Below are 20,234 nucleotides of genomic sequence, written 5' to 3'. Positions count from 1 at the left end.
ATCCTCGAGGTCAGCCCGGAGGCCACCGCATCCGCCTGCCGCCGAGCACGTGCATGTGCAGGTGGAAGACGCTCTGGCCGGCACGCTCACCCACGTTCGTGACCACTCGGAACCCCGACTCTCCGACGCCCTCGATCCGGGCGACTTCCGCCGCGGCCATCAGCAGCTCGCCCGCCAGCTCCGAGTCTTCCGCCGAGAGGTCCCCCACTCCATCCACGTGACGCCTCGGAATGACCAGGGCGTGCACGGGCGCCTGCGGCTGAATGTCGCGGAACGCGATCCACGAGTCGCCCTCGGCGATCACGTCCGACGGAATCTCCTTCCGGACGATGCGACAGAACAGACAGTCCTCATGTGCCATCGTGTACGCTTCCCTTTCTCAAGCGCTCGACCGTGACTCTCGCGCTTCCCGGGTGAGGAATCGCTGACCGACGGCCCCCGCGGCCAGCACGGCTGCCGTCTCGAACCGAAGGGTCCGCGGGCCCAGTCCGGCCGGGAGGAAGCCTCCGTCTTCGATCCGGACCCGTTCCGACTCGCTCCAACCTCCTTCGGGACCGACCAGGACCGCCACCATCCGCAGCCCGTCCCAGTGCTCGATCCGCCGGGAAATCGGCGGTCCGACCGGATCCAGACACACCCGAAGGCCGGTGTCCTGCCGCCGGACCGCCGCCTCCTCGAGGTAGCGCTCGAGCGGGACGGGGCTCTCGATTCGGGAAAGCCAGGCTCCGCCGCTCTGCTTCATGGCGGCCAGCGAGCGACGACGGGCCTTGCTCCAGAAGCCCGCCGAGCGCGCCGCATCGGCCACCGAGCGCGTACGTTCCGATTCCAGCGGCCGGAGCACCGCGACACCGATCTCCGTCGCCTTCTCCACCAGCCACATCACGTGGGTCTTGTTCCCGACCGCGAAGGCGAGTTCGAGCGGCAGCAGGGCAGCGGGCTCCACGCGCTCCTCCAGAGCGCATTCCACGAGTCTGCCGCCTGCGGCGGTCAGGCGTCCCGACCACAGCGCTCCCTGACCGTCCGTGAGCAGGACAGGATCGCCGTCCGCCAGTCGGAGGGCTCTCACGTGCCGGACTTCGTCTCCCTCCAGGGACACCACCTCCCCCGTAGACCGGTTCGAAATGCCGGCGGCATACAGGGTGGGCCGGCCCGAGGCGGATTCGGCATGGCTCATGCGAGGAATGTGACCGTGCGGTGCGGCCGTCGCCAGCCTCACGGACCTTCCTGCCGTGGCGCAGGGCGCCGTACTGCGGTATGCTCCGCCGGGAAGAAGCAACGTCCCTCGGCGGCGTCGAAGGTACACGTTCGGCAAGGAGTATCGTTGGCTTCGCAGGATCACTCGAAGGCACCGGAGGAACGAAGAGTGCGGTTCGTGGCGGCGAAGGCCGAACGCGAGCCGGGTTCGCGGGTGCGCGTCTCCGTCGAGGTGGAGTTCGAGGGAAGCAACCAGGTCGCGGAAGCGGAGGGCGTCGGAACCGAGACGATCGAGATCCGGCTAGCCGCCCTCGCCACTCTCGAGGCCATGCAGGAGGTCACCGGGACCCCGCCGTTCCGCCTCGTCGGGGTAAAGCGGATGCACGCCTTCGATGCGGACGTCATCCTCGTGGCGCTTCGCGATCCGGACCAGGAGGGGACGCGCTACATCGGCGCCGTTCCGGTCCGTACCACTCACGTCGCCGCCGCCGCGGCAGCCGTCATGGACGCTACCAACCGTATCCTGTTCACCCGGGGACCGTGAGGGGCCGCTGACCGGGCGAGACGGAACCGGCGCCCACCCCTGTCCGTCGCTTCCCTTCTTCGTCTCTACCGTTCGCCGACTGTTGGATCCGGTTGAAGAAAGACCGCGGACAGCGGCGGAAGGGTGAGCTCCATGGACCACGGCCTGCCGTGGAAGGGCCGGGACTCGGCCATCACCTCGCCGAGGTTTCCCACACCGGATCCTCCGTAGACGCTCGCATCGCTGTTCAGCCGCTCGATCCACCGACCTCCCAGCGGCACGCCGACCCGGTACCCGATTCGCGGCAGCGGCGAGAAGTTGCACACGATGAGGATCGGGTCCGCCCCATCCCGCCGCTGGCGCACGAAGCTCAGGGTGTTCTGGAGGTGGTCGTCGGGCGCGATCCACTCGAACCCCGCGCTCTCGCAGTCCAGCTCGTGCAGCGACGGCTCTTCCCGGTACAGCTGGTTCAGATCAGAGACCCATCGCAACACACCCGCGTGCAGCGGGTTCTCGAGCGACGTCCAGTCCACCTCCGCTTCGTGGGCCCACTCCGCGCGCTGCGCCACCTCTGCGCCCATGAACAGCAACTTCTTCCCCGGCTGCGCATACATGCCGCCGAACAGCACGCGAAGGTTCGCGAACTTCTGCCATTCGTCGCCCGCCATCTGGCCCCACAGCGAGCCCTTTCCGTGCACCACCTCGTCATGCGACAGCGGCAGGACGAAGTTCTCCGAAAAGGCGTACAGATGGCGGAAGGTCAGGTCGTGGTGGTGGTACTGGCGGTGGATCGAGTCGCGCGCCATGTAGCGCAGGGTATCGTTCATCCACCCCATGTCCCACTTCAGTCCGAAGCCCAGCCCGCCGACGTCCACCGGGTGCGAAACGCGGGGCCAGGCCGTCGACTCCTCGGCGTAGGTCTGTACGTCCGGGTGCGTCCGATAGACCTCCCGGTTCAACTCCCGCAGGAAGTCGATCGCCTCGAGGTTCTCCCTTCCGCCAAAGACGTTCGGGATCCACTCGCCCTCCTTGCGCGAGTAGTCGCGGTACAGCATGGACGCCACGGCGTCGACGCGCAGTCCATCGGCGTGGAACTCGCTCAGCCAGTACAGGGCGCTGCTGATCAGGAAGCTGCGAACCTCGTGCCGCCCGTAATTGAAGATCCAGCTGTTCCAGTCCGGGTGGAACCCGAGCCGAGGATCCTCGTGCTCGTACAGGTGCGTACCGTCGAAACGCGCCAGTCCGTGCGCATCTCCCGGAAAGTGGCTCGGCACCCAGTCCAGGATCACGCCGATGTCGCGCCCGTGTAGATAGTCGATCAGGTACTTGAGGTCCGCCGGCGTGCCGTACCGTGCCGTGGGCGCGAAGTAGCCGGTGACCTGGTAGCCCCACGAGCCGAAGAACGGGTGCTCGGTCAGGGGCAGGAACTCGACGTGGGTGAAGCCGGTCCGTTCGACGTGATCCGCCAGGAGGGGAGCCACCTCGCGATACGAGTGAAACCCGCCGCCCGCAGGCCGCATCCAGGAGCCGAGGTGGACCTCGTAGATGGCGATCGGGCGATCGAGGGCGTTCCGCTGCCGGCGGGAACGCATCCACGACTCGTCCGACCAGTCGAAATCGTCCTCCCAGACCACCGACGCCGTGGCCGGTGGAACTTCCGCCGCCCGGGCGAGGGGGTCCGCGCGTTCGTGCCAACGACCATCGGCCCCGCGAATCCGGTACTTGTATTTCTCCCCCACTCCGAGACCCGGTACGAACCCCTCCCAGACCCCCGAGCCCCCCCGGGCCTCGAGCTCGAAGCCGTCGCCGTCCCAACCGTTGAAGTCTCCCACGACCTGGACGGCGCCCGCCGACGGCGCCCACACGGAGAACAGCGTTCCGGGCTCGCCGTCCGGGCTCACGACATGGCTGCCCAGCTTCTCCCACAGCCGGTAGTGACGCCCTTCGTTGAACCAGAACTGGTCCTCCGGGCTCATCCGCGTGACGTCCGTACGAACCGGCATCGGTGGATCGCTACCTCTCTCGATGTCCATGCGCTTCTCGGGCCGCGAGTCTCCCCGCGGGGCGGCCGAGAGCCGAAAAGCTACCAGCAGAGACCTCTTCCGGGGAGTCCTCACGATCCGTGCGGTCGAAGAGGTGCGCAACCTCCACGCCCGTGGTATCCTTTGGGCGTCGACCGCCCGGCCACCCGGGCAGCCCGCGCCGATACCAACACACGAGAACCCATGTCCGCAATGAAACCGCCTGCCCCCGAAGCCCGGGCCGAGGAGGGTCGCGACGCGGCTTCCCTCGACGAAATGAGTCTCGAAGAGTTGTCGATCCAGACGATCCGGACCCTGGCCATCGATGCCGTCCAGAAGGCCAACTCGGGTCATCCGGGAGCGCCGATGGCCCTGGCTCCGGTCGCCTATGCCCTGAGCCGGGAGATGCGATACAACCCGCGGAACCCGGAGTGGTTCGACCGGGATCGCTTCGTTCTCTCGGCTGGACATGCCTCCATGCTCCTGTACGCCATGCTCTACCTGAGCGGCTACGATCTGCCGCTCGACGAGATCCGGCGATTTCGGCAGTGGAACAGCCGGACGCCGGGACACCCCGAGCACGGCCTGACGCCTGGCGTCGAGACGACCACCGGGCCGCTCGGCCAGGGGATCATGACAGCCGTGGGCATGGCCATGGCGGAGGCGCACCTCGGCGCGGTCTACAACCGCCCGGGTCATTCGATCGTCGACCACTTCACGTACGTGGTGTGCAGCGATGGCGACCTCATGGAGGGAGCGTCGCACGAGGCCGGCTCCCTGGCCGGTCATCTCCGGCTCGGAAAGCTGATCGTTCTCTACGACGACAACCGGATCACCATCGACGGGTCCACGGATCTCACCTATTCGGATGACGTTCCGGCCCGCTTCCGCGCCTACGGTTGGGACGTCCGGGACCTGGGGGAATCGGCGAACGACGTCACGGCCATCCGGGAGGCGCTTTCGGCCGCGCGAGCCAACCGGGACCGACCCTCCCTGATCGTGATCCGCTCGCACATCGGGTACGGCTCACCGAACAAGCAGGACACGGCGGCCGCTCATGGATCGCCCCTCGGGAAGGACGAGGTCGCGCTCACCAAGCAGGCCTACGGGTGGCCCGCCGATGAGACCTTCCTGGTCCCCGAGCGGGCACTCACCCACATGCGGGAGGCGGTTTCGAAGGGAGCGGAAGAGGAATCCGACTGGCGGGACCGTTTCGAGGCCTATCGTTCGGCGCATCCCGACCTGGCGACCCAGTTCGAGGCGGCGCTCGACGGACGCCTGCCGCCCGATTGGGATTCCGGCCTCCCGAGCTACGATGAGGCGGACGGTCCCCTGGCCACCCGGAAGGCATCCGGCGCCGCCTTGAACGCCATCGCCGCACGAGTGCCCTGGCTCATGGGCGGCAGCGCGGATCTCGCCCCCTCCAACAACACGCTCCTGGACTTCTCGGCGGACTTCGGACCCGATGACTACGGAGCGCGCAATGTCCGCTGGGGAGTGCGGGAGCACCTGATGGCGGCCGCGTCGACCGGAATGGCGCTGCACGGAGGGATACGGCCGTACGCCGCGACCTTCTTCGTGTTCACCGACTACGCGCGTCCGGCGATCCGGCTTGCCGCCCTCATGCGCCAACCGGTGATCTACGTGATGACCCACGATTCGATCGGCCTCGGCGAGGACGGACCGACGCACCAGCCGATCGAGCACCTGGCGTCGCTGCGGGCCATGCCCGGGCTGCGGCTGATCCGACCCGCCGATGCGAACGAGACGGTGGAAGCGTGGCGCGAGGCCATGGTGCGTGACGACGGTCCGACCGTGCTCGTCCTGACGCGTCAGAGCGTGCCGGTGCTGCGGGTGGATGGACCGGGCCGGGCGGTCGGGCTGCACATGGGTGCCTACATCCTCGAGGATGTCCACGACGCGCAGCCGGACCTGATCCTGATCGCCTCCGGGTCGGAGGTGGCCGTCGCGCTGGCGGCACGGGAGAAGCTGGTGGCGGAAGGGGTCGGGACCCGGGTCGTCAGCATGCCGAGCTGGTCGGTGTTCAGGGAACAGGAGCTGGCCTATCAGCACGAGGTTCTCCCTCCGGAGGTCACTCGGCGGCTGGCCATCGAGGCCGGAAGCCCGCTCGGCTGGAGGGAGTGGGTCGGGGACGATGGAGAGGTGCTCGGCATCGAGAGCTTCGGGGCGAGCGCACCGGCCGGTGAACTGTTCGAGCACTACGGATTCAGTGTCGAGAACATCGTGCAGATCGGACTCCGGATGGCGGGTGGCGCGTGAGCCGGGTGGCCGTCGGCTCCGATCACGCGGGATTCCGGTACAAGGAACGGCTCGCCGATCACCTTCGGGACCTGGGTCACGAGGTCATGGACCTGGGGACCGATGGCCCGCAGTCGGTGGACTACCCGGACTACGCCCGCGCCGTCGCGGAAGCGGTCGCCCGGGGAGAGGCCGACCGCGGGCTCCTCGTGTGCGGCAGCGCGGTCGGCGTCTGCATCGTGGCCAACAAGGTCCCGGGCGTGCGCGCCGGAATCTGTCACGAGACCTACTCGGCCCGGCAGGCCGTCGAGCACGATGACATGAACGTTCTCTGCCTCGGTGAGCGCGTGATCGGCATCGAGGTGGCTCGGGAGGTGACGGAAACGTTCATGAGATCGCACTTCTCCGACGGGGAGCGTCACCGCCGCCGACTCGAGAAGCTTCGGAGCGTGGAGAGGGACTACCTTTCTAGCGAAACGGGAGACTGATCATGCAGGTCCTTCTCGACCTCCTGGCGCACGGACAGAGCTACTGGCTCGACAACCTCACCCGCGGGATGATCCGCAGCGGAGAACTGGGCCGCCGGGTGCGCGAGCAGGGACTCCGGGGTGTCACGTCCAACCCGGCGATCTTCCACAAGGCCATCTCGTCCGGCTCGGACTACGACGACCAGATCGCCGAGCTGTCTTCGTCCGGCGCTTCGGTGGAGGACATCTACGAAGCGCTCGTCGTCACGGACATCCGGGAGGCGTGCGACGTGCTTCGGCCGGTGTACGACGAGTCCGCCGGAGTGGACGGATACGTCAGCCTCGAGGTCTCCCCCCACCTCGTGCACGACACCGACGGCTCCCTGGCCGAGGCCCGGCACCTGTGGGCGGCCGTGGACCGACCCAACCTGATGATCAAGATCCCCGGCACCGTCCATGGGGTGCCGGCGATCGAGGAGCTCCTCTTCGAGGGCATCAACGTCAACGTGACCCTGCTGTTCGCCGTGCCGGCGTATGAAGAGGTGGCCCGGGCCTACGTGCGGGCCCTGCGGCGGCGTGCGGCCGAGGGTCTTCCGATCGACGGAATCGCCTCGGTCGCCAGTTTCTTCCTGAGCCGCATCGACGTGCTCGTCGACGCCCTCCTCTCCCACCGGGTCCGGTCCCCAGGGGGAGATCCGGCGGCCCAGTCCCTGTACGGACGGGCGGCGATCGCCAGTGCACGGCTGGCGTACCGCAGCTACCAGTCGATCGTGGCCGATCCCGAGTGGATCTCGCTGTCCGAAGCCGGAGCCCGTCCGCAGCGTCTGCTGTGGGCCAGCACCAGCACGAAGAACCCGCTGTACGACCCGGTGCGATACGTGGAGCCCCTGGTCGGCCGAGATACGGTCAACACCATGCCCGAGGTGACGATCGAGGCCTTCGCCGAGCACGGCCGGGTCGTGCCCGACGCCATCCTGGAAGGCGTTGGCGAGGCCGAGCAGGTGTTCGCCGACCTGGCCGAGGTCGGGATCGACATGGAAGCGGTGAACTCTCAGCTGGTGGACGAGGGGGCGCAGAAGTTCCTGGACCCGTTCGATGCGCTCCTCGCCGGGCTCGCGAGTCGGCGTTCCGAGATGCGCGCCGAAGATCGAGCCGAAATGGTGGAGCCCGACCGCCCCGTCGTGGGGCTCGAGGCGACCCTCACGGCGCTGCACGAACAGCGCTTCGCCCTCCGCATGGCCGCGGGCGATCCCTCGCTGTGGGCGGAAGACCCCGCCGAGCGGCAGCGGATCGCGAACCGGCTCGGCTGGACGCGCGGCGCGGACGAAGCCGAGGCGCGGCTCGATGAGCTGCTGGCCTTTGCGGAGGAGATCCGCGTAGAGGGGGTCCGCGACGTCGTGCTCCTCGGTATGGGCGGAAGCAGTCTCTGTCCCCTGGTCGCGTCCCGGTCCTTCGACGCGGCCGAAGGCTTCCCGAGGCTGCACGTGCTCGACTCGGTCGATCCCGCGGCCGTGACGCGGGTGGAAGAGCGGCTCGATCCCCTCACGACCCTGTTCATCGTGGCCAGCAAGTCCGGGGGCACGATCGAGACGCTCACGCTCTACCGGCATTTCCGTGACTGGCTGGAACGCGAGGAGGTGCCGGCGTCCGGCAGCCGGTTCGTGGCCGTCACCGATCCCGGATCACCGCTCATCGCCATGGCCGGACGGGAGGATTTCCGTCGCGTCTTCGAGGCCCCGGAGGACGTCGGCGGCCGGTATTCGGCCCTGACGGTGTTCGGTCTCCTCCCCATGAGCCTCATGGGAGCGAGCGTCCGGCAGGTCGTGCGGTGGGCCGCCGAGATGGAGTGCGAATGTTCTCCGGGCCTGCCCGAATCGGTCAATCCCGCCGTGCGTCTTGGAGCCGCCCTCGGCATCCTCGCCAGGAACGGCCGCGACAAGCTGTCCCTCTCCGCCACCCGCAGCGTGAATGCGCTTCCTCTCTGGATCGAGCAGCTCGTCGCGGAGAGCACCGGCAAGGAGGGAACCGGGATCGTGCCACTCACCGCCGGAGGGATTCCGACGCCGGGCGAGGCGGCGAGCGACCGGGTGTTCGTGCACTGCGCCGTGGCCGGCGACCCGGACCCGGTTGAACCGGCGCTCGGGGCTCTGGACCGCGAGGGACATCCGGTCTTCCGCATTCGGATCCCTGAGCCGGAGGCGCTCGGAGGCGAATTCCTCCGGTGGGAGATCGCCACCGCGATCGCTGGAGCGCTCCTCGGCGTCAACCCCTTCGACGAGCCGGACGTCGCCGCCGCGAAGCAGGCCACCGCCTCCCTGCTCGAGGAGCGGGCAGACGCCGGACGCTTCCCGGACTCGACCGTCCTCGCATCGGAGGGAGCCGTGACGATCCTCGGCGACCGTCCCGAAGACGCCGGGCTGGACGGCGAGACCTCCGTGGCAGACGCGACCCGGCGCTGGCTGGGTTCCGAATCCGACCCGCCGTACATCGCGGTTCTGGGCTACTTCGGAGGCACTCCCTCGCGAGCGGAGCGCACCGAGCGCCTCCGGGACTCGATCGAGCGTGCGACCGGAACGCCGACGACCTTCGGGTACGGTCCCCGTTACCTCCACTCCACGGGACAGCTCCACAAGGGCGGGCCTGCCGGGGGGCTTTACCTCGTGCTCACCGCGGATCCTGCCGAGGACCCGCCGGCTCCCGAAGGCGGGCCGACGCTCGGGACGCTATTGCGAGCGCAGGCCCTCGGTGATGTCCGGACCCTGCGGGAAAGAGGCCGTTCCGTCCTCCACGCCCACCTGGGCTGGACCGTGGACGAGGGCCTGGACACGATCGCGAACGCGATCGAGACGGTCTGAGTCGACATCCGCCTGGCCGGTCAGCCGGGCGGGCTCTCCGGTGAGGAGGTGGAGCCGGGTTCACCGCCGTCTTCCGCGGCCCGGATCCGCACCGCCACGGCGGCCCCGAACGTCACGGCGGCCACCACGAGGAGGATGATCGCCAGGCGTCCCCAGTCCTCCCCAAGCGCCCGCCGCTCCCCCACCAGCCTCGTCAGGGTGCGGATCCACTCCAGACTTCCGAGGACCAGAACGGCGCGAAGGGTCCAGCCCGCCCACGGCGCCCGCACCGCGAGCAGAAGCGGCAGGAGGAGCATCAGCCCGGCCAGCCCCTGCCGGCCCGCCCGGCTGAAGTGAGCGGCCAGAACCACCAGGGCCAGCACGATGATCATGGTTCGCAGGGCTCTCATGGGGCGATCCTCGGACGGCTCGGGTAAGGGGTCAAGGTTCGAGGTCGGTGGCCAGGCACCGGGCTTCGAGCAGGAATGCGCCCTCCCGGACGATCTCTCCGTCCACGAGGCTCGATGGCCAGCCCCCGGCCACCTCGCATCGGACGCCCTCGTGCACCCAGGCGGACGCCGACTCCCCCGGCCCGTCGGCGAGGGCGGACGGATCCGGAGACCAGCCCGCCGACTCGAACGCTGACCGGACCGCCTGCAGCGATTCCTCTCCGACGGAGACGTCGATCGAGTCGGTCCGAAGCCTGACCTCGCAGGTCGGCCGTGGCGCCCCGGGTCCCCCCGGGTCTACCGGAGTATCCGGCGCCATCCCGAGTGAGGAGCGCAGCGCCGCCGACACGAGACCGCACGCCCTGCGCACCCGTCCGAGACGCGCCGCGACGGACGGGTCGAGCGGAAAGAAATCGGACGGCGTCCGGGCCCGGTCCATGGCAGCCACGAGGCGCTCGACCCGATCGGCATTCTCGGACGCCACATCCGTGGACTCCGTCGGATCCGCCTCGAGGTCGTACAGCTGCAGGGGGGCCTCCGGGGTCGTTCGGATCGCCTTCCACCCTCCCGCCAGAATCGCCTGGGCGCCGTGGTACTCCCAATACAGGTAGTCGTGTGAAGCCTGGGCCGCCTCGTCGCCCGTCAGCGCCGGCACCATCGAGAGGCCGTCGGATCCGGCCGCGACCGAAGGGTCCAGGCCGGCGATCTCGGCCACGGTCGGCAGGTAGTCCCAGAAGGCGGACACGTGGTCGGATTCGCTCCCCGGCTCGACGCGCCCGGGCCAGCGAACGATGAACGGCACCCGAATCCCCCCTTCGTACAGCGTGGTCTTGAGCCCTCGCAGACCGGCGGTGCTTTCGAAGAAGTCGGAATCCGTGCCGCCGTTGAACGTCGGCCCGTTGTCGCTCGTGAACATCACCACCGTGCGGTCGGCGATCCCGAGCTCGGTGAGAACGGAGAGCAGTCGGCCGATGCCCGTATCCATCCGGGTGATCATGGCTGCGTACGCCGCCCTCGGGGTGGGGTGCGGAAGGTAGCCGCGGTCCCCGGTATAGGGCGTCTCTTCGAACGCTCCGAGGTAGGGCTGGACGGACGCCTCGGGTACCTGGAGAGCGACATGGGGCACGGGGAACGGCAGGTACAGGAAGAACGGGTCCCCGGCGTGCTCACGGATGAAGCTCTCGGCGTCCTCGAGCAGGGCGTCCATCGAGTAGGTCTGACCGCGGTACGGCACATACGAATCCGGGTCGTACGGATCCGCGGCTTCGGGCAGTCGCTGGTGAGCCCGGAAGAAGGGGTTTCCGGAAAGCGCCTCCTTGTGCCCGTTCCTCCACAGGTGCGTGGGATAGTAGTTGTGGGCCTCCCGCTGGCACAGGTACCCGAACCAGTGGTCGAACCCCTGCAGGTTCGGCTCGCCGCTGTCGCCCGGTCCTCCGAGACCCCACTTGCCGATCACGCCGGTCACGTACCCGGCCTCCTGCAGCATTCGGCCGATCGTCCGCGTCCCCGGCGGGAGCGGGTGGTTTCCCTCGATGAGCGTGTCGCGCCACACGTCGCCGCGCTCCGTCATCTCATCGTTGTCCCGCACCGGAGCATGGCCCGTGTGAAGACCGGTGAGCAGGGTCGCACGCGAAGGCGCGCATACCGGACTTCCCGAGTAGTGGCGCGTGAAGCGCATGCCCTCACCGGCCAGGCGGTCCAGAACGGGGGTGCGGATCCGCTCCTGACCATAGCTTCCGAGCTCCCCGTACCCGAGATCGTCAGCCACGATGAGAATGATGCTGGGTCTCTCCGAAGCGAGCTCATCGATGGGCGTGCAGCTGTGCGCCAGGAGCACGAGAAGGGCGGTCCCCGAGGTCGTCAGCCTCCCGCCTCGCCGCGATGACAGGGCCCTCCACATCAGATGTGCTCCAGGTCCGACACGAGGCGGTCGAGGAGCGGCGCCGGAAACACGCCATCCGCCTCGAAGGCGCTCCGGTGCTCCGCGACCGCGGCGGCCACCTGGACGAAGCTCGACGGCACGGATGCGGCCCGGTCGCCACCCTCCTTCATCGTGACCGTCGAGGTGGCCGCGAGCAGATCGTCCAGGTCCCCGGTGGCAGCGCCCTCGATCATGGCCAGCGCGGCTCCGGCCAGGAGCAGGTGGGGAAACACCGAGCCGTCCGGAAGCCGGAACTCCACGGTGGCCGGACTCACCGACTCTCCCGACGCATCCATGGCCTGGGCGGGCAGTCGGATCAGGGCGGACCGGTCGTACTCGCCCCAGGTGATGCGGTTCGGCGCTTCCTTCGCCTGCGTCAGTCGGGTCAGGGAGCCCGGAGCCCGGTTTCCGAACGCCATGAGGGCGGCGCCCAGTTGTACCAGGCCGCCGATCAGCCAACGGGCCGGGTCGGAGAGTGCCCCGTCGGGACCCCGGATCGGCAGCAGTTCGCCGTCCCGCGACGGCGCGAGATGGAAGTGCAGGCCGTTGCCGGCGTGCCCCTCGGCCATGATCGGGTCCGTGCTGCACCGCATGCCGTTCCGGTGCGCCAGGTTCCTGAGCACCCACTGGGTGAGAAGGATCCCTTCCGCGGCTCGCGGCAGCGTGTCCAGACCGAGCTCGATCTCGTGCTGCTCCCAGATCACGCCGTCCGGCTGACGAGGCTCGATGTACCCGACCTCGCTGTGCGCGTATTTCACGTGCACGCCGAGGTCCACGAGAAGCTCGAGGGCCCTCCGCCTCAGCGGCTCACCGAACACGAACGGTGAGACCGAGTGATAGCCCCGGTCGTCCGCACCGTAGATGTCGCTCTCGTCCCGCCGCTTTCCGAGGAAGTACTCGACCTCTCCGAGCGCGAGGAGCTGCACGCCGGTGCGCTCCTGAAGCCGGACCATGGCCCGGTGGACGATGGTGTCCGGCGACTGGGGCAACGGCGCACCGTCGGGACCCGAGTGACCGCACAGGAGCACCAGGGTCGGAACCGCGGAGAACGGATCCAGGAACGCCGAATCGATGCGGGGCCGGAGGACGATGTCGGAGCTCCCGGTGGGAATCCCCGAGCCGGGAAACAGGCTCGACCCATCCGCCCGCTCCCCGGCCTCGCACACCTTTCGCAGACGGGCCTCGTCGGGGGGCATGAAGTCGAGGCGTTTCAACCACCCATCGCCCCCCACGTGCATGAGGCTGAGCCCTCGTGCGCGTCCCTTCTCGAACAGGTACGCCAGGTCGTCCACCGTCCAGTCCGCACGCGGACGGTCGAGCGCCCGCTCGAGACCTCCCTCGCCGAACGTCACACCGTGGTCCACCACGTAGCCTCCCTGCGCCCCGGGTCCCTCCTGAAGACGAGGCCGCGAAAGCTCGTCAGCCCCCGCGGCCCCTCAATTCCGGGATCCGGCTGTCGCCTACTCGAGCACCACGATGTTGCGCTCTTCGCAGATCTCTTTCAACTCGTCCGGCCACACGGTCACGCTCACCTCCCCGAGGTGCGCCTTCCGGAGCAGCAGCATGTAGGTTCGCGACTGACCGATTCCACCGCCGATGCTGAGCGGAATCTCGTCGTTGAGGATGGCCTGGTGGTACGGCTGCTCCAGGTAGTCCATCTGGCCGCTCATCTCGAGCTGCTGGACCAGCGTCTCCTTGGTTACCCGGATCCCCATCGAGGTCAGCTCGTGCCGCCTCTTCGTGACCGGGTTCCAAACCAGGATGTCGCCGTTCAGACCGTGCGTGTCCTTCCCCGTCTCGGCGGACGTGTCCGTGATCCAGTCGTCGTAGTCGGCGGCGCGCATCTCGTGCGGATACCCATCGGCCAGCGGCCAGCCGATCCCGTAGATGAAGATCGCCGGATGCTCCTGGATGATCTTCGTCTCTCGCTGCTTGCGCGGGAGATCCGGGTACATCTCGAGGATCTCCTCGGCGTGCAGGAAGACGAGCTCGTCGGGCAGCCGCGGGTATCGGGGATCGTCGAGTGCCGGGTACTTCTCGAACGCGTAGTCCTGGGCGCCTTTCAACACCTTCCAGATCCGCTGCACCGTGTCCGTGAGGAAGGCGAGGTTTCGCTGGTCCGCCGTGATCACCTTCTCCCAGTCCCATTGATCCACGTACGAGCTGTGGTCGTGATCGAGGAAATAGTCCTTCCGGACGGCCTTCATGTCCGTGTTGATTCCCTCCCCCGCCACGCAGTCGAACTGCTTGAGCGCCATCCGCTTCCACTTCGTCGCGGCCTGGACCACGCTGGCCCGGATCGGCTCGTCGAGTCCCAGACCGCAGTTGAACTCGACCGGCGTCCGGGAGCCGTCCCGGTCCAGCATGTCGTTGACGCCGCTGTCCACGCGGACGATGAGCGGGACCTGGATCATCATCAGGTTGAGCTCGCGCGCCAGGCCGTCCTCGATGTAACGCTTCACATCGAACAGGGCCTTCATCGTGTCCTTCGGACCGAGAAGAGGCCTGTAGTCCGTGGGAAGGATCTTCGCCACTTCCTCGTAGGTGCTGACGCCGGGCCCGGCCAGGTCGGCCTTCTTGTCGTATGTCGTGCTCATCGTCTTCTCCGTGAATGCCAGTGCGCGCCGGACAGACCCGGCCATCGACTCGATCGCGCCCGTCATACCGCAGGAACCGAGCCACCCGGGCCGCCGCAGTGCAGATCCTATAACCGACTATATTTATACGCTTACATTATGTTACATACACCAAATTGTAGGTGTACCGATGGCCGTGCGGGACTTTTTGTCCGGGGATCCGACGCGAACGGACCGCGCCCGACTGCGGAACCCGTCGCCCGATGGTAGCTTCCTCCGCCGAGAAAGCCGCTGCTTCGCACGTTCACCGACAGGGGATGCCGATGACCGACACGCCCTCCGCTGCTCCGTCCTCGATCGCGTCCGTGGCGCGAATTCGTGAGGCCTTCCCCGCCCTGACCCGGGAGCGTGGCGGCATCCCAGTCGCATACTTCGACGCGCCGGGGGGTACCCAGGTCCCGCAGGGCGTCGCCGACGCCGTTCGAACGCAACTCCTCGAACACAACGCGAATGCCCATTGGGCGTACGACACGTCTCGCGAGCTCGACCGGGTGCTCGAGGCCAGCCGCTCCGCGATGGCCGACTTTCTGGGCGGAGGACCGGACGAGGTGGTGTTCGGAGCCAACATGACCACTCTGACGTTTCACGCCGCCCGGGCCCTCGGACGCCGGTGGGGTCCGGGGGATGAGATCGTCGTCACCGAGCTCGACCACCAGGCCAACGTTTCGCCGTGGCGGGATCTCGAGGTGGAGCGAGGGGTCGTCGTTCGGGTCGTGCCTCTGGATCCCGCTACGGGAGATCTGGACTGGACCGCGTTCGAGAACGCGCTCTCGCCCAGGACGCGACTCGTAGCCGTGACGGCCGCCTCGAACGCGCTGGGCACCCTGGTCGACCTCGATCGGGCCAGAGATCTCGCCCGATCCGTCAGCGCTCTCCTGTTCGTCGACGCGGTCCACTTCGCCCCGCACGAGCGGACCGATGTGGGCCGGATCGGCTGCGACTTCCTCGTCTGCTCCCCCTACAAGTTCTATGGGCCTCACGTAGGGGTGCTGTGGGGCAAGCCGGGCCTTCTGGCCGAGATCACGCCCCCGAAGCTGGCCCCGGCTCCGGATGCGCCTCCGGAGCGCTGGGAGACGGGCACCCTGAACCACGAAGGGATCGCGGGGGCCGGTGCCGCGGTGGAGTTCCTGGCTTCCCTCGCCGGGCAAGCCTCCGCCGGCAACCGCGCCGAGCGTCTCGACGCGGCTTTCGAGGAACTCTCCCGCAGGGGAGACGACCTGGTGCGTCGACTCTGGGAAGGGCTGGTCTCCACGGATGGGATCCGCGTGTTCGGTCCGCCACCGGGCCAACCTCGAACGCCCACCGTCTCGTTCACGATCGAAGGCTGGAGCCCGGAGGCCGCCGCCGATCGCCTCTCCCGTGAGCACGGGCTCTTCCTGTCGCACGGGAACTTCTATGCCTCGCTGGTCACCGCCCGCCTCGGGGTGGAGCCCGGCGGATTGCTGCGAGCCGGCTGCGCCTGCTACACGACGATGGAGGAGGTGGACCGGCTGGTCGCGGCCGTCAGACGGATCGCGGGGTGAGCAGTAGAGCCGCAAGCTGGCGCCACGGACTCGAATATGTGTAAGGTGGGGCCGATCCGGCGCGTGCCGCCCGCGTGAACAGCCCCGAACGGGACCGGTCGGCGACACCTGAATGCCCTGGAGGTCCGCTTGAGTGAGCTGCATCTGATTGCCCGGTTCTCGATTCAACCCGGAAAGCTGGACGCGTTCCGGGACCTCGCCAGGCAGTGCATGGACAGCACGAGAGAGAAGGATACGGGCACACTGCAGTATGATTGGTTCTTCAGCGCAGACGAGTCCGAGTGCATCGTCCTGGAGCGATACCGCGACTCGAACGCGATCCTGGAACACGCGGCGAACCTGGGAGATCTGCTGGCGGACATCTCGGCGATCGGCGACCCGGTGTTCGAAATCTACGGTGACCCGACCGAGGAGCTGCTCGAGGCGACCGCGGCGCTACCTTTCAAGTTCTTCCGGCCGTTTCAGTCGCTCTGACGCTCCGGTCCATCGGATCGGACCGGGGCGCGGCCATTGAGCGGAAACTCACGAGCTTGTCGGCCCTGAATGCCTCTCGGCCGCGTCGAGACAGGTCCGTCGATTCCCTGACTCCTCCTCGACCGTCGCCGACGTGTACGAGGCGTTCGGTCGCGGAGACGCAGGTCTGTCACATCTGGACGCTCGAGAACGGTAAGATCATCAAGTTCCAGCAGTACGTGGACACGGCCAGGCTTCAGGACGTCATGGGTTGAGGCGGCTCTTGTCTCAGACCATGTAGAATTCCCACGCGATCCGATCGGGATCCTTGAAGGCCACGTAGAGCTTACCGAGCGTCTCATCGAGCTTGACACCGGTGTTCTCGACCCCGGCATCCGACAGCGCGCTGGCGACCCTCTGGAGCTCCGACTCTTCCTCGCACCCGATAGCGAGGTGGTCGAGACCGACGCGCATCGGGTCGAATACATCACCCGGTGGTGTGGCCTCCCGCGGACCCTGCAGACCGATCGGAGTGTCGCCGGCAAGGAAGATGACCAGGCCGGGTTGCTCGAGGATGATCGGAAAACCCAGGGTGTCGGCGTAGAAGCTCCGGGACCTGTCGAGGTCGGTCACACGCAGCGCGACGTGGTGCACGCCGGACGTGGCAGGACGGATGCCCATGGTCGGTGCCTTTCTCGTGGTGTGCGCGTACGCATGGGACAGCGTTCGGGGGGGGGAAGCAGGAACATAGTCGAGCCGCTGAGGCGACGAAAGACACGGAGCGCCGTGCAGCGCCGACTTCACCAGGCGAGTGTCTCACCGGTGCCGAACGCGGCTTCGAAATCGCCACTTCCCCGGCGGAGTGTCAGGCGAGTGCCTGTGCGTCGACGGAGCCCGGCATCGTGGGATGCGTTGAGACCGTCGCTACTCCACCCAGTTCTCCATGAACCGCCCGCCCGTCTGCTCTTCCTCGAGCACGGCCTGGAAGATCGCGCGCAGCTGTTCGTAGGGAAACGTGCCGATCACCATCCGATTGTTGATGATGAGGGTGGGCGTGGAACGAATTCCGTGCGAGTACGCCTCCGACGTCTTCTCGTATTCTGCGCCGGTCGCGATCTGGCGGGCCACGGTCTCGATCGTGGCCGAATCCGTGATCGCCGCCTCCACGCCGTAGCGCCGGGCCAGGTCTGCCCTCCACTCCGGCGTCTTGGCCTGCTCGAAGTTCGTGAACACCTCGTCGAGCAGCTCGGGGAACTTCTCGACGTCGTAGGCCAGGAGGTAGGACGTCTCGCAAGCTCCCGGGTGCTTGTCCTTCTCCACCACGTCGTTGCACTTCGCCTCGAGCGGGAAGAACTGGAAGGCGACGTTGAGCTGCCCCTCGAACTCCTCCGCGAGCCGTTTCATCTGCCCGTGCAGGTATTGGCAGTCCGAGCACAGGGGATCGCCGAACTCCACCACCCGGATCGGCGCCGCCTCGAAGTCCTCGGTGGAGCTGACCGTGCGATAGGGCGAGATCACGCTCGGCCACGGGACCTCGGGAAGTGAGAAGTACTGCTGGACCACTCGACTGGCGACGCCTCCACTCTGGGCATCCCGCCGCGCCTCGTGATACCGGCTCGCCGCCCAGGCCTGGGTGACCGTGAACAGGGCCAGCACGAAGAGCACCGACGCCGAGGGACGCAGCCAGCGCGCGGCCCAGCCGGGCTCGTCGCGATCGATTCCGTAGCGCCAGAACAGGAACAGGCTGAGAAGCGAGAAGGCGTAGAAGCCGGAACACAGAAGACACAGGCTGCCGAGCACGAGCACCGAATAGAGCAGCAGCGTGACCACTCCGATCCCGTTGACCAGGGCCAGCGACTTGTTGGTTCGCTCCACCTTCGCCGACGGGAGCAGCGCCCCGAGCACGACCAGGCCCCCGACGATCGCTCCGAACACCCCGATCGGCACCCCGCCGACGGCCGCGATGCTCGAGTAGGCGGAACTGTCGCAATTGAAAAACGCCGAAATGTCGCAGAACGAGCCTTCCCAGATCGATTCCGGGTAGTTCGCGGCGAAGAAATGCCGGATCGTAAGGTAAGAAGCCACTGCCATACCGGCGCCGGACACGAGGCTGAGAAACCGCTTCCCGGTCCAACCGTCGAGCGTCAGGGACGGACTCATGCTGGCTCCCTCAGGGCCCGAGAGGGCCATTCTTCACGGATCAGTCGGGCGACAGGTAGCGCTCCCGGATGATCCTCAGGTGGTGCGCCGCGTGGCCCGCGATGATGTACGCGACGGCGCGCACGGTCATGTGCGCGTTGTTCGCGATGCCGCCCCGATTCCACTGCTCCTCGTCGAAGCCCGCGAACAGACACTCGGTGGACTGGCGGATGGCCTCGAACTCCCTCGACATGCTGGCCAGGGAGCGCACGTCGAATCCGGCGGACCGCACGTACTCGTCCTGTTCGAAGGGAGGAAGCGGCTGCTGCTCGCCACGTGCGAAACAGAGCGCTCGCGCCCCGAAGATACGCTCGGTGTCCGCGACGTGGCCGAGCACTTCCTTAACGCTCCACTTGTCCGGAGCGTACCGGTGGTCCGCCGTGGTGTGATCCAGGCTCCCGAGAAGGCCCATGATCTCGTACCGCTGCTCTTCGAGCACCGTCTTGATGGGTTGATCGGGCACCAGATCGATCATGAACCGGTAGTATGGATCGTACTCGTTCTCCGCAGGCCGACCCGCATCGACGCCGTTCATGGAACACCTCCGCAGAAGGCCCCCGACTCCCGGACGCCGGGAAGTCGAATGCCCATGAGTCTCTGGTCCGCGGAGTGTTCGTGCAAGACCCGTTCCCCAAACGGGCGAAGGGAGGAAAATCAGGCGGTGAAGGCTCGCTTGACGCGCTCCCAGAAACCGGGCTCCCCGGCGTCCGGTTCCGGGGCCGGTTTCTCCACTTCCCTGAGGCGCTCGAGCAGCTCGCGCTCCTCCCGGGAGAGGGAGGTCGGAGTCCAGACGAGCACGCGGACCACCTGGTCGCCACGACCGGTCGCGCGAAGCCGGGGCATGCCGCGCCCCCGGAGGCGCAGGGCCTGCCCGCTCTGGACTCCTTCCGGGATCTTGAGGCGGGCCGTCCCGTCGACGATGGTCGGGACCTCGACCTCGTCGCCGAGGGCGGCCTGGCTGATGGTGACGGCCAGGTTGTACACGAGATCGTCCCCGACCCGCTGGAAGCGTGGGTCGTCGTCCACCTCGATGAGCACGAGAACGTCGCCCCTCGGTCCCCCATCCGGCCCGGCATTCCCCCGTCCCGAGAGCTTCAGGTAATCGTCCGTCGAAACGCCGGCCGGGACGTCTAGCTTCAGGGTGCGGTCGACGCGCACCCTTCCACCCCCGGAACATTCCGTGCACGGATTCTGGATGCGTTCTCCCGCACCGCCGCAGTCCGGGCATGGGCGTACGCTCACGAACTGGCCGAGCATCGAGCGCTGTACCTGCCGAACCTCCCCTGCGCCGTTGCAGGTCGAGCACCGTTCGGGCGTCGTGCCCGGCTCTGCTCCGGAGCCTCCGCACCGCGCACAGCTGTCGAGGACCTTGACCTTGAGGCTGCGCTCGACCCCCCGGGCCGCATCTTCGAGGGACACGTTCAGCTTGAGCTTGAGATCAGAGCCGCGGCGAGGGCCGCGGGAGCGTCCCGATCGCCCTCCGAACAGGTCACCGAACCCCATCCCTCCGAACTCCCGCATGAACACCTCGAAGGCATCCGCGAAGTCGAAGCCGCCGAACCCGGGGCCCGCGCCCGCACCGGCGCCCCGCTTCACCCCCGCCTCCCCGAACCGATCGTAGCGCTGCCTCAGGTCGGGGTCCCGGAGGACCTCGTACGCCTCGGTGACGCGCTTGAACTTCTCCTCCGCATCCGGCGAGTCGTTCCGATCCGGGTGGAACTCCATCGCCAGCTTGCGATAAGCCTTCTTGATCGT

General features: G+C 67.7%; 17 protein-coding genes. 6 read left to right on the top strand and 11 right to left on the bottom strand.

The window, feature by feature from the left end; genetic code table 11:
- Window positions 1-10 precede the first annotated feature (10 nt).
- Both AC36XV_RS04800 and AC36XV_RS04795 read right to left on the bottom strand, forming a co-directional pair.
- A complete protein-coding gene (locus tag AC36XV_RS04800) occupies window positions 11-361 on the bottom strand; it encodes a histidine triad nucleotide-binding protein (protein ID WP_492202541.1) in 351 nt (116 codons plus the stop codon).
- Between the two features lie 18 nt (window positions 362-379).
- Window positions 380-1,216 (bottom strand): RsmE family RNA methyltransferase, encoded by an 837-nt coding sequence (locus tag AC36XV_RS04795; protein WP_492202540.1) that lies wholly within the window; start codon window positions 1,214-1,216, stop codon window positions 380-382.
- Window positions 1,217-1,321: 105 nt separating this feature from the next.
- On the opposite strand from AC36XV_RS04795, the gene AC36XV_RS04790 reads away from it, so the two are divergent.
- Window positions 1,322-1,738 carry a hypothetical protein gene (locus AC36XV_RS04790; protein WP_492202539.1) on the top strand — a complete coding sequence of 139 codons (417 nt, stop codon included), beginning with the start codon at window positions 1,322-1,324 and terminating at the stop codon, window positions 1,736-1,738.
- A 65-nt stretch (window positions 1,739-1,803) separates the two neighbouring features.
- Here AC36XV_RS04790 and glgB read toward each other — a convergent pair whose 3' ends face one another.
- Window positions 1,804-3,750, bottom strand: a complete 1,947-nt coding sequence (glgB, locus tag AC36XV_RS04785) for a 1,4-alpha-glucan branching protein GlgB (protein WP_492202538.1) — start codon at window positions 3,748-3,750, stop codon at window positions 1,804-1,806.
- Between the two features lie 264 nt (window positions 3,751-4,014).
- On the opposite strand from glgB, the gene tkt reads away from it, so the two are divergent.
- Genes tkt through AC36XV_RS04770 form a run of 3 tightly spaced genes read left to right on the top strand, consistent with a single transcriptional unit; the run spans window position 4,015 to window position 9,319 of the window.
- On the top strand, window positions 4,015-6,018 hold the full coding sequence (gene tkt / locus AC36XV_RS04780; protein WP_492202553.1) for a transketolase: 2,004 nt from the start codon (window positions 4,015-4,017) through the stop codon (window positions 6,016-6,018).
- Entirely contained in the window at window positions 6,015-6,485 is a 471-nt protein-coding gene (gene rpiB / locus AC36XV_RS04775; protein ID WP_492202537.1) for a ribose 5-phosphate isomerase B, read from the top strand. The genes tkt and rpiB overlap by 4 nt, the downstream gene beginning before the upstream one ends.
- Before the next feature lie 2 nt (window positions 6,486-6,487).
- Window positions 6,488-9,319 carry a bifunctional transaldolase/phosoglucose isomerase gene (locus AC36XV_RS04770; RefSeq protein WP_492202536.1) on the top strand — a complete coding sequence of 944 codons (2,832 nt, stop codon included), beginning with the start codon at window positions 6,488-6,490 and terminating at the stop codon, window positions 9,317-9,319.
- A gap of 20 nt (window positions 9,320-9,339) precedes the next feature.
- Here the strand turns inward: AC36XV_RS04770 and AC36XV_RS04765 are convergent, their stop codons facing one another.
- The 4 genes from AC36XV_RS04765 to asnA form a co-directional block, all read right to left on the bottom strand.
- On the bottom strand, window positions 9,340-9,708 hold the full coding sequence (locus tag AC36XV_RS04765; protein ID WP_492202535.1) for a hypothetical protein: 369 nt from the start codon (window positions 9,706-9,708) through the stop codon (window positions 9,340-9,342).
- Window positions 9,709-9,739: 31 nt separating this feature from the next.
- Complete coding sequence (locus AC36XV_RS04760; RefSeq protein WP_492202534.1) at window positions 9,740-11,647, bottom strand: arylsulfatase; 1,908 nt, start codon at window positions 11,645-11,647, stop codon at window positions 9,740-9,742.
- Window positions 11,647-13,035, bottom strand: coding sequence for a type I glutamate--ammonia ligase (locus AC36XV_RS04755; protein ID WP_492202533.1), 1,389 nt, complete (start codon window positions 13,033-13,035; stop codon window positions 11,647-11,649). The genes AC36XV_RS04760 and AC36XV_RS04755 overlap by 1 nt, the downstream gene beginning before the upstream one ends.
- A 93-nt stretch (window positions 13,036-13,128) precedes the next feature.
- Window positions 13,129-14,265: an aspartate--ammonia ligase gene (gene asnA / locus AC36XV_RS04750; protein WP_492202532.1), complete on the bottom strand. Its 1,137-nt coding sequence runs from the start codon at window positions 14,263-14,265 to the stop codon at window positions 13,129-13,131.
- 302 nt (window positions 14,266-14,567) lie between these two features.
- Here asnA and AC36XV_RS04745 point away from each other — a divergent pair, with 302 nt between their 5' ends.
- On the top strand, window positions 14,568-15,827 hold the full coding sequence (locus AC36XV_RS04745) for a cysteine desulfurase-like protein (RefSeq protein WP_492202531.1): 1,260 nt from the start codon (window positions 14,568-14,570) through the stop codon (window positions 15,825-15,827).
- A 129-nt stretch (window positions 15,828-15,956) separates the two neighbouring features.
- Window positions 15,957-16,301, top strand: coding sequence for a putative quinol monooxygenase (locus AC36XV_RS04740; protein ID WP_492202530.1), 345 nt, complete (start codon window positions 15,957-15,959; stop codon window positions 16,299-16,301).
- Window positions 16,302-16,568: 267 nt separating this feature from the next.
- Here AC36XV_RS04740 and AC36XV_RS04735 read toward each other — a convergent pair whose 3' ends face one another.
- From AC36XV_RS04735 to dnaJ, 4 genes are all read right to left on the bottom strand, one after another.
- Window positions 16,569-16,961, bottom strand: a complete 393-nt coding sequence (locus AC36XV_RS04735; protein ID WP_492202529.1) for a VOC family protein — start codon at window positions 16,959-16,961, stop codon at window positions 16,569-16,571.
- Between the two features lie 243 nt (window positions 16,962-17,204).
- Complete coding sequence (locus AC36XV_RS04730) at window positions 17,205-18,440, bottom strand: vitamin K epoxide reductase/DsbA family protein (protein ID WP_492202528.1); 1,236 nt, start codon at window positions 18,438-18,440, stop codon at window positions 17,205-17,207.
- 40 nt (window positions 18,441-18,480) lie between these two features.
- The gene (locus AC36XV_RS04725; protein ID WP_492202527.1) at window positions 18,481-19,014 is read right to left on the bottom strand and encodes a DinB family protein; all 534 of its coding nucleotides are present in this window, start codon (window positions 19,012-19,014) and stop codon (window positions 18,481-18,483) included.
- Window positions 19,015-19,133: 119 nt separating this feature from the next.
- The coding region (gene dnaJ, locus AC36XV_RS04720) for a molecular chaperone DnaJ (RefSeq protein WP_492202526.1) at window positions 19,134-20,234 on the bottom strand (1,101 nt) is incomplete at its 5' end.

It is taken from the genome of Candidatus Benthicola sp., from assembly GCF_058719085.1.
The sequence above is the reverse complement of the archived record's forward strand: the minus strand, read 5'-3'. Positions and strand labels throughout refer to the sequence as shown.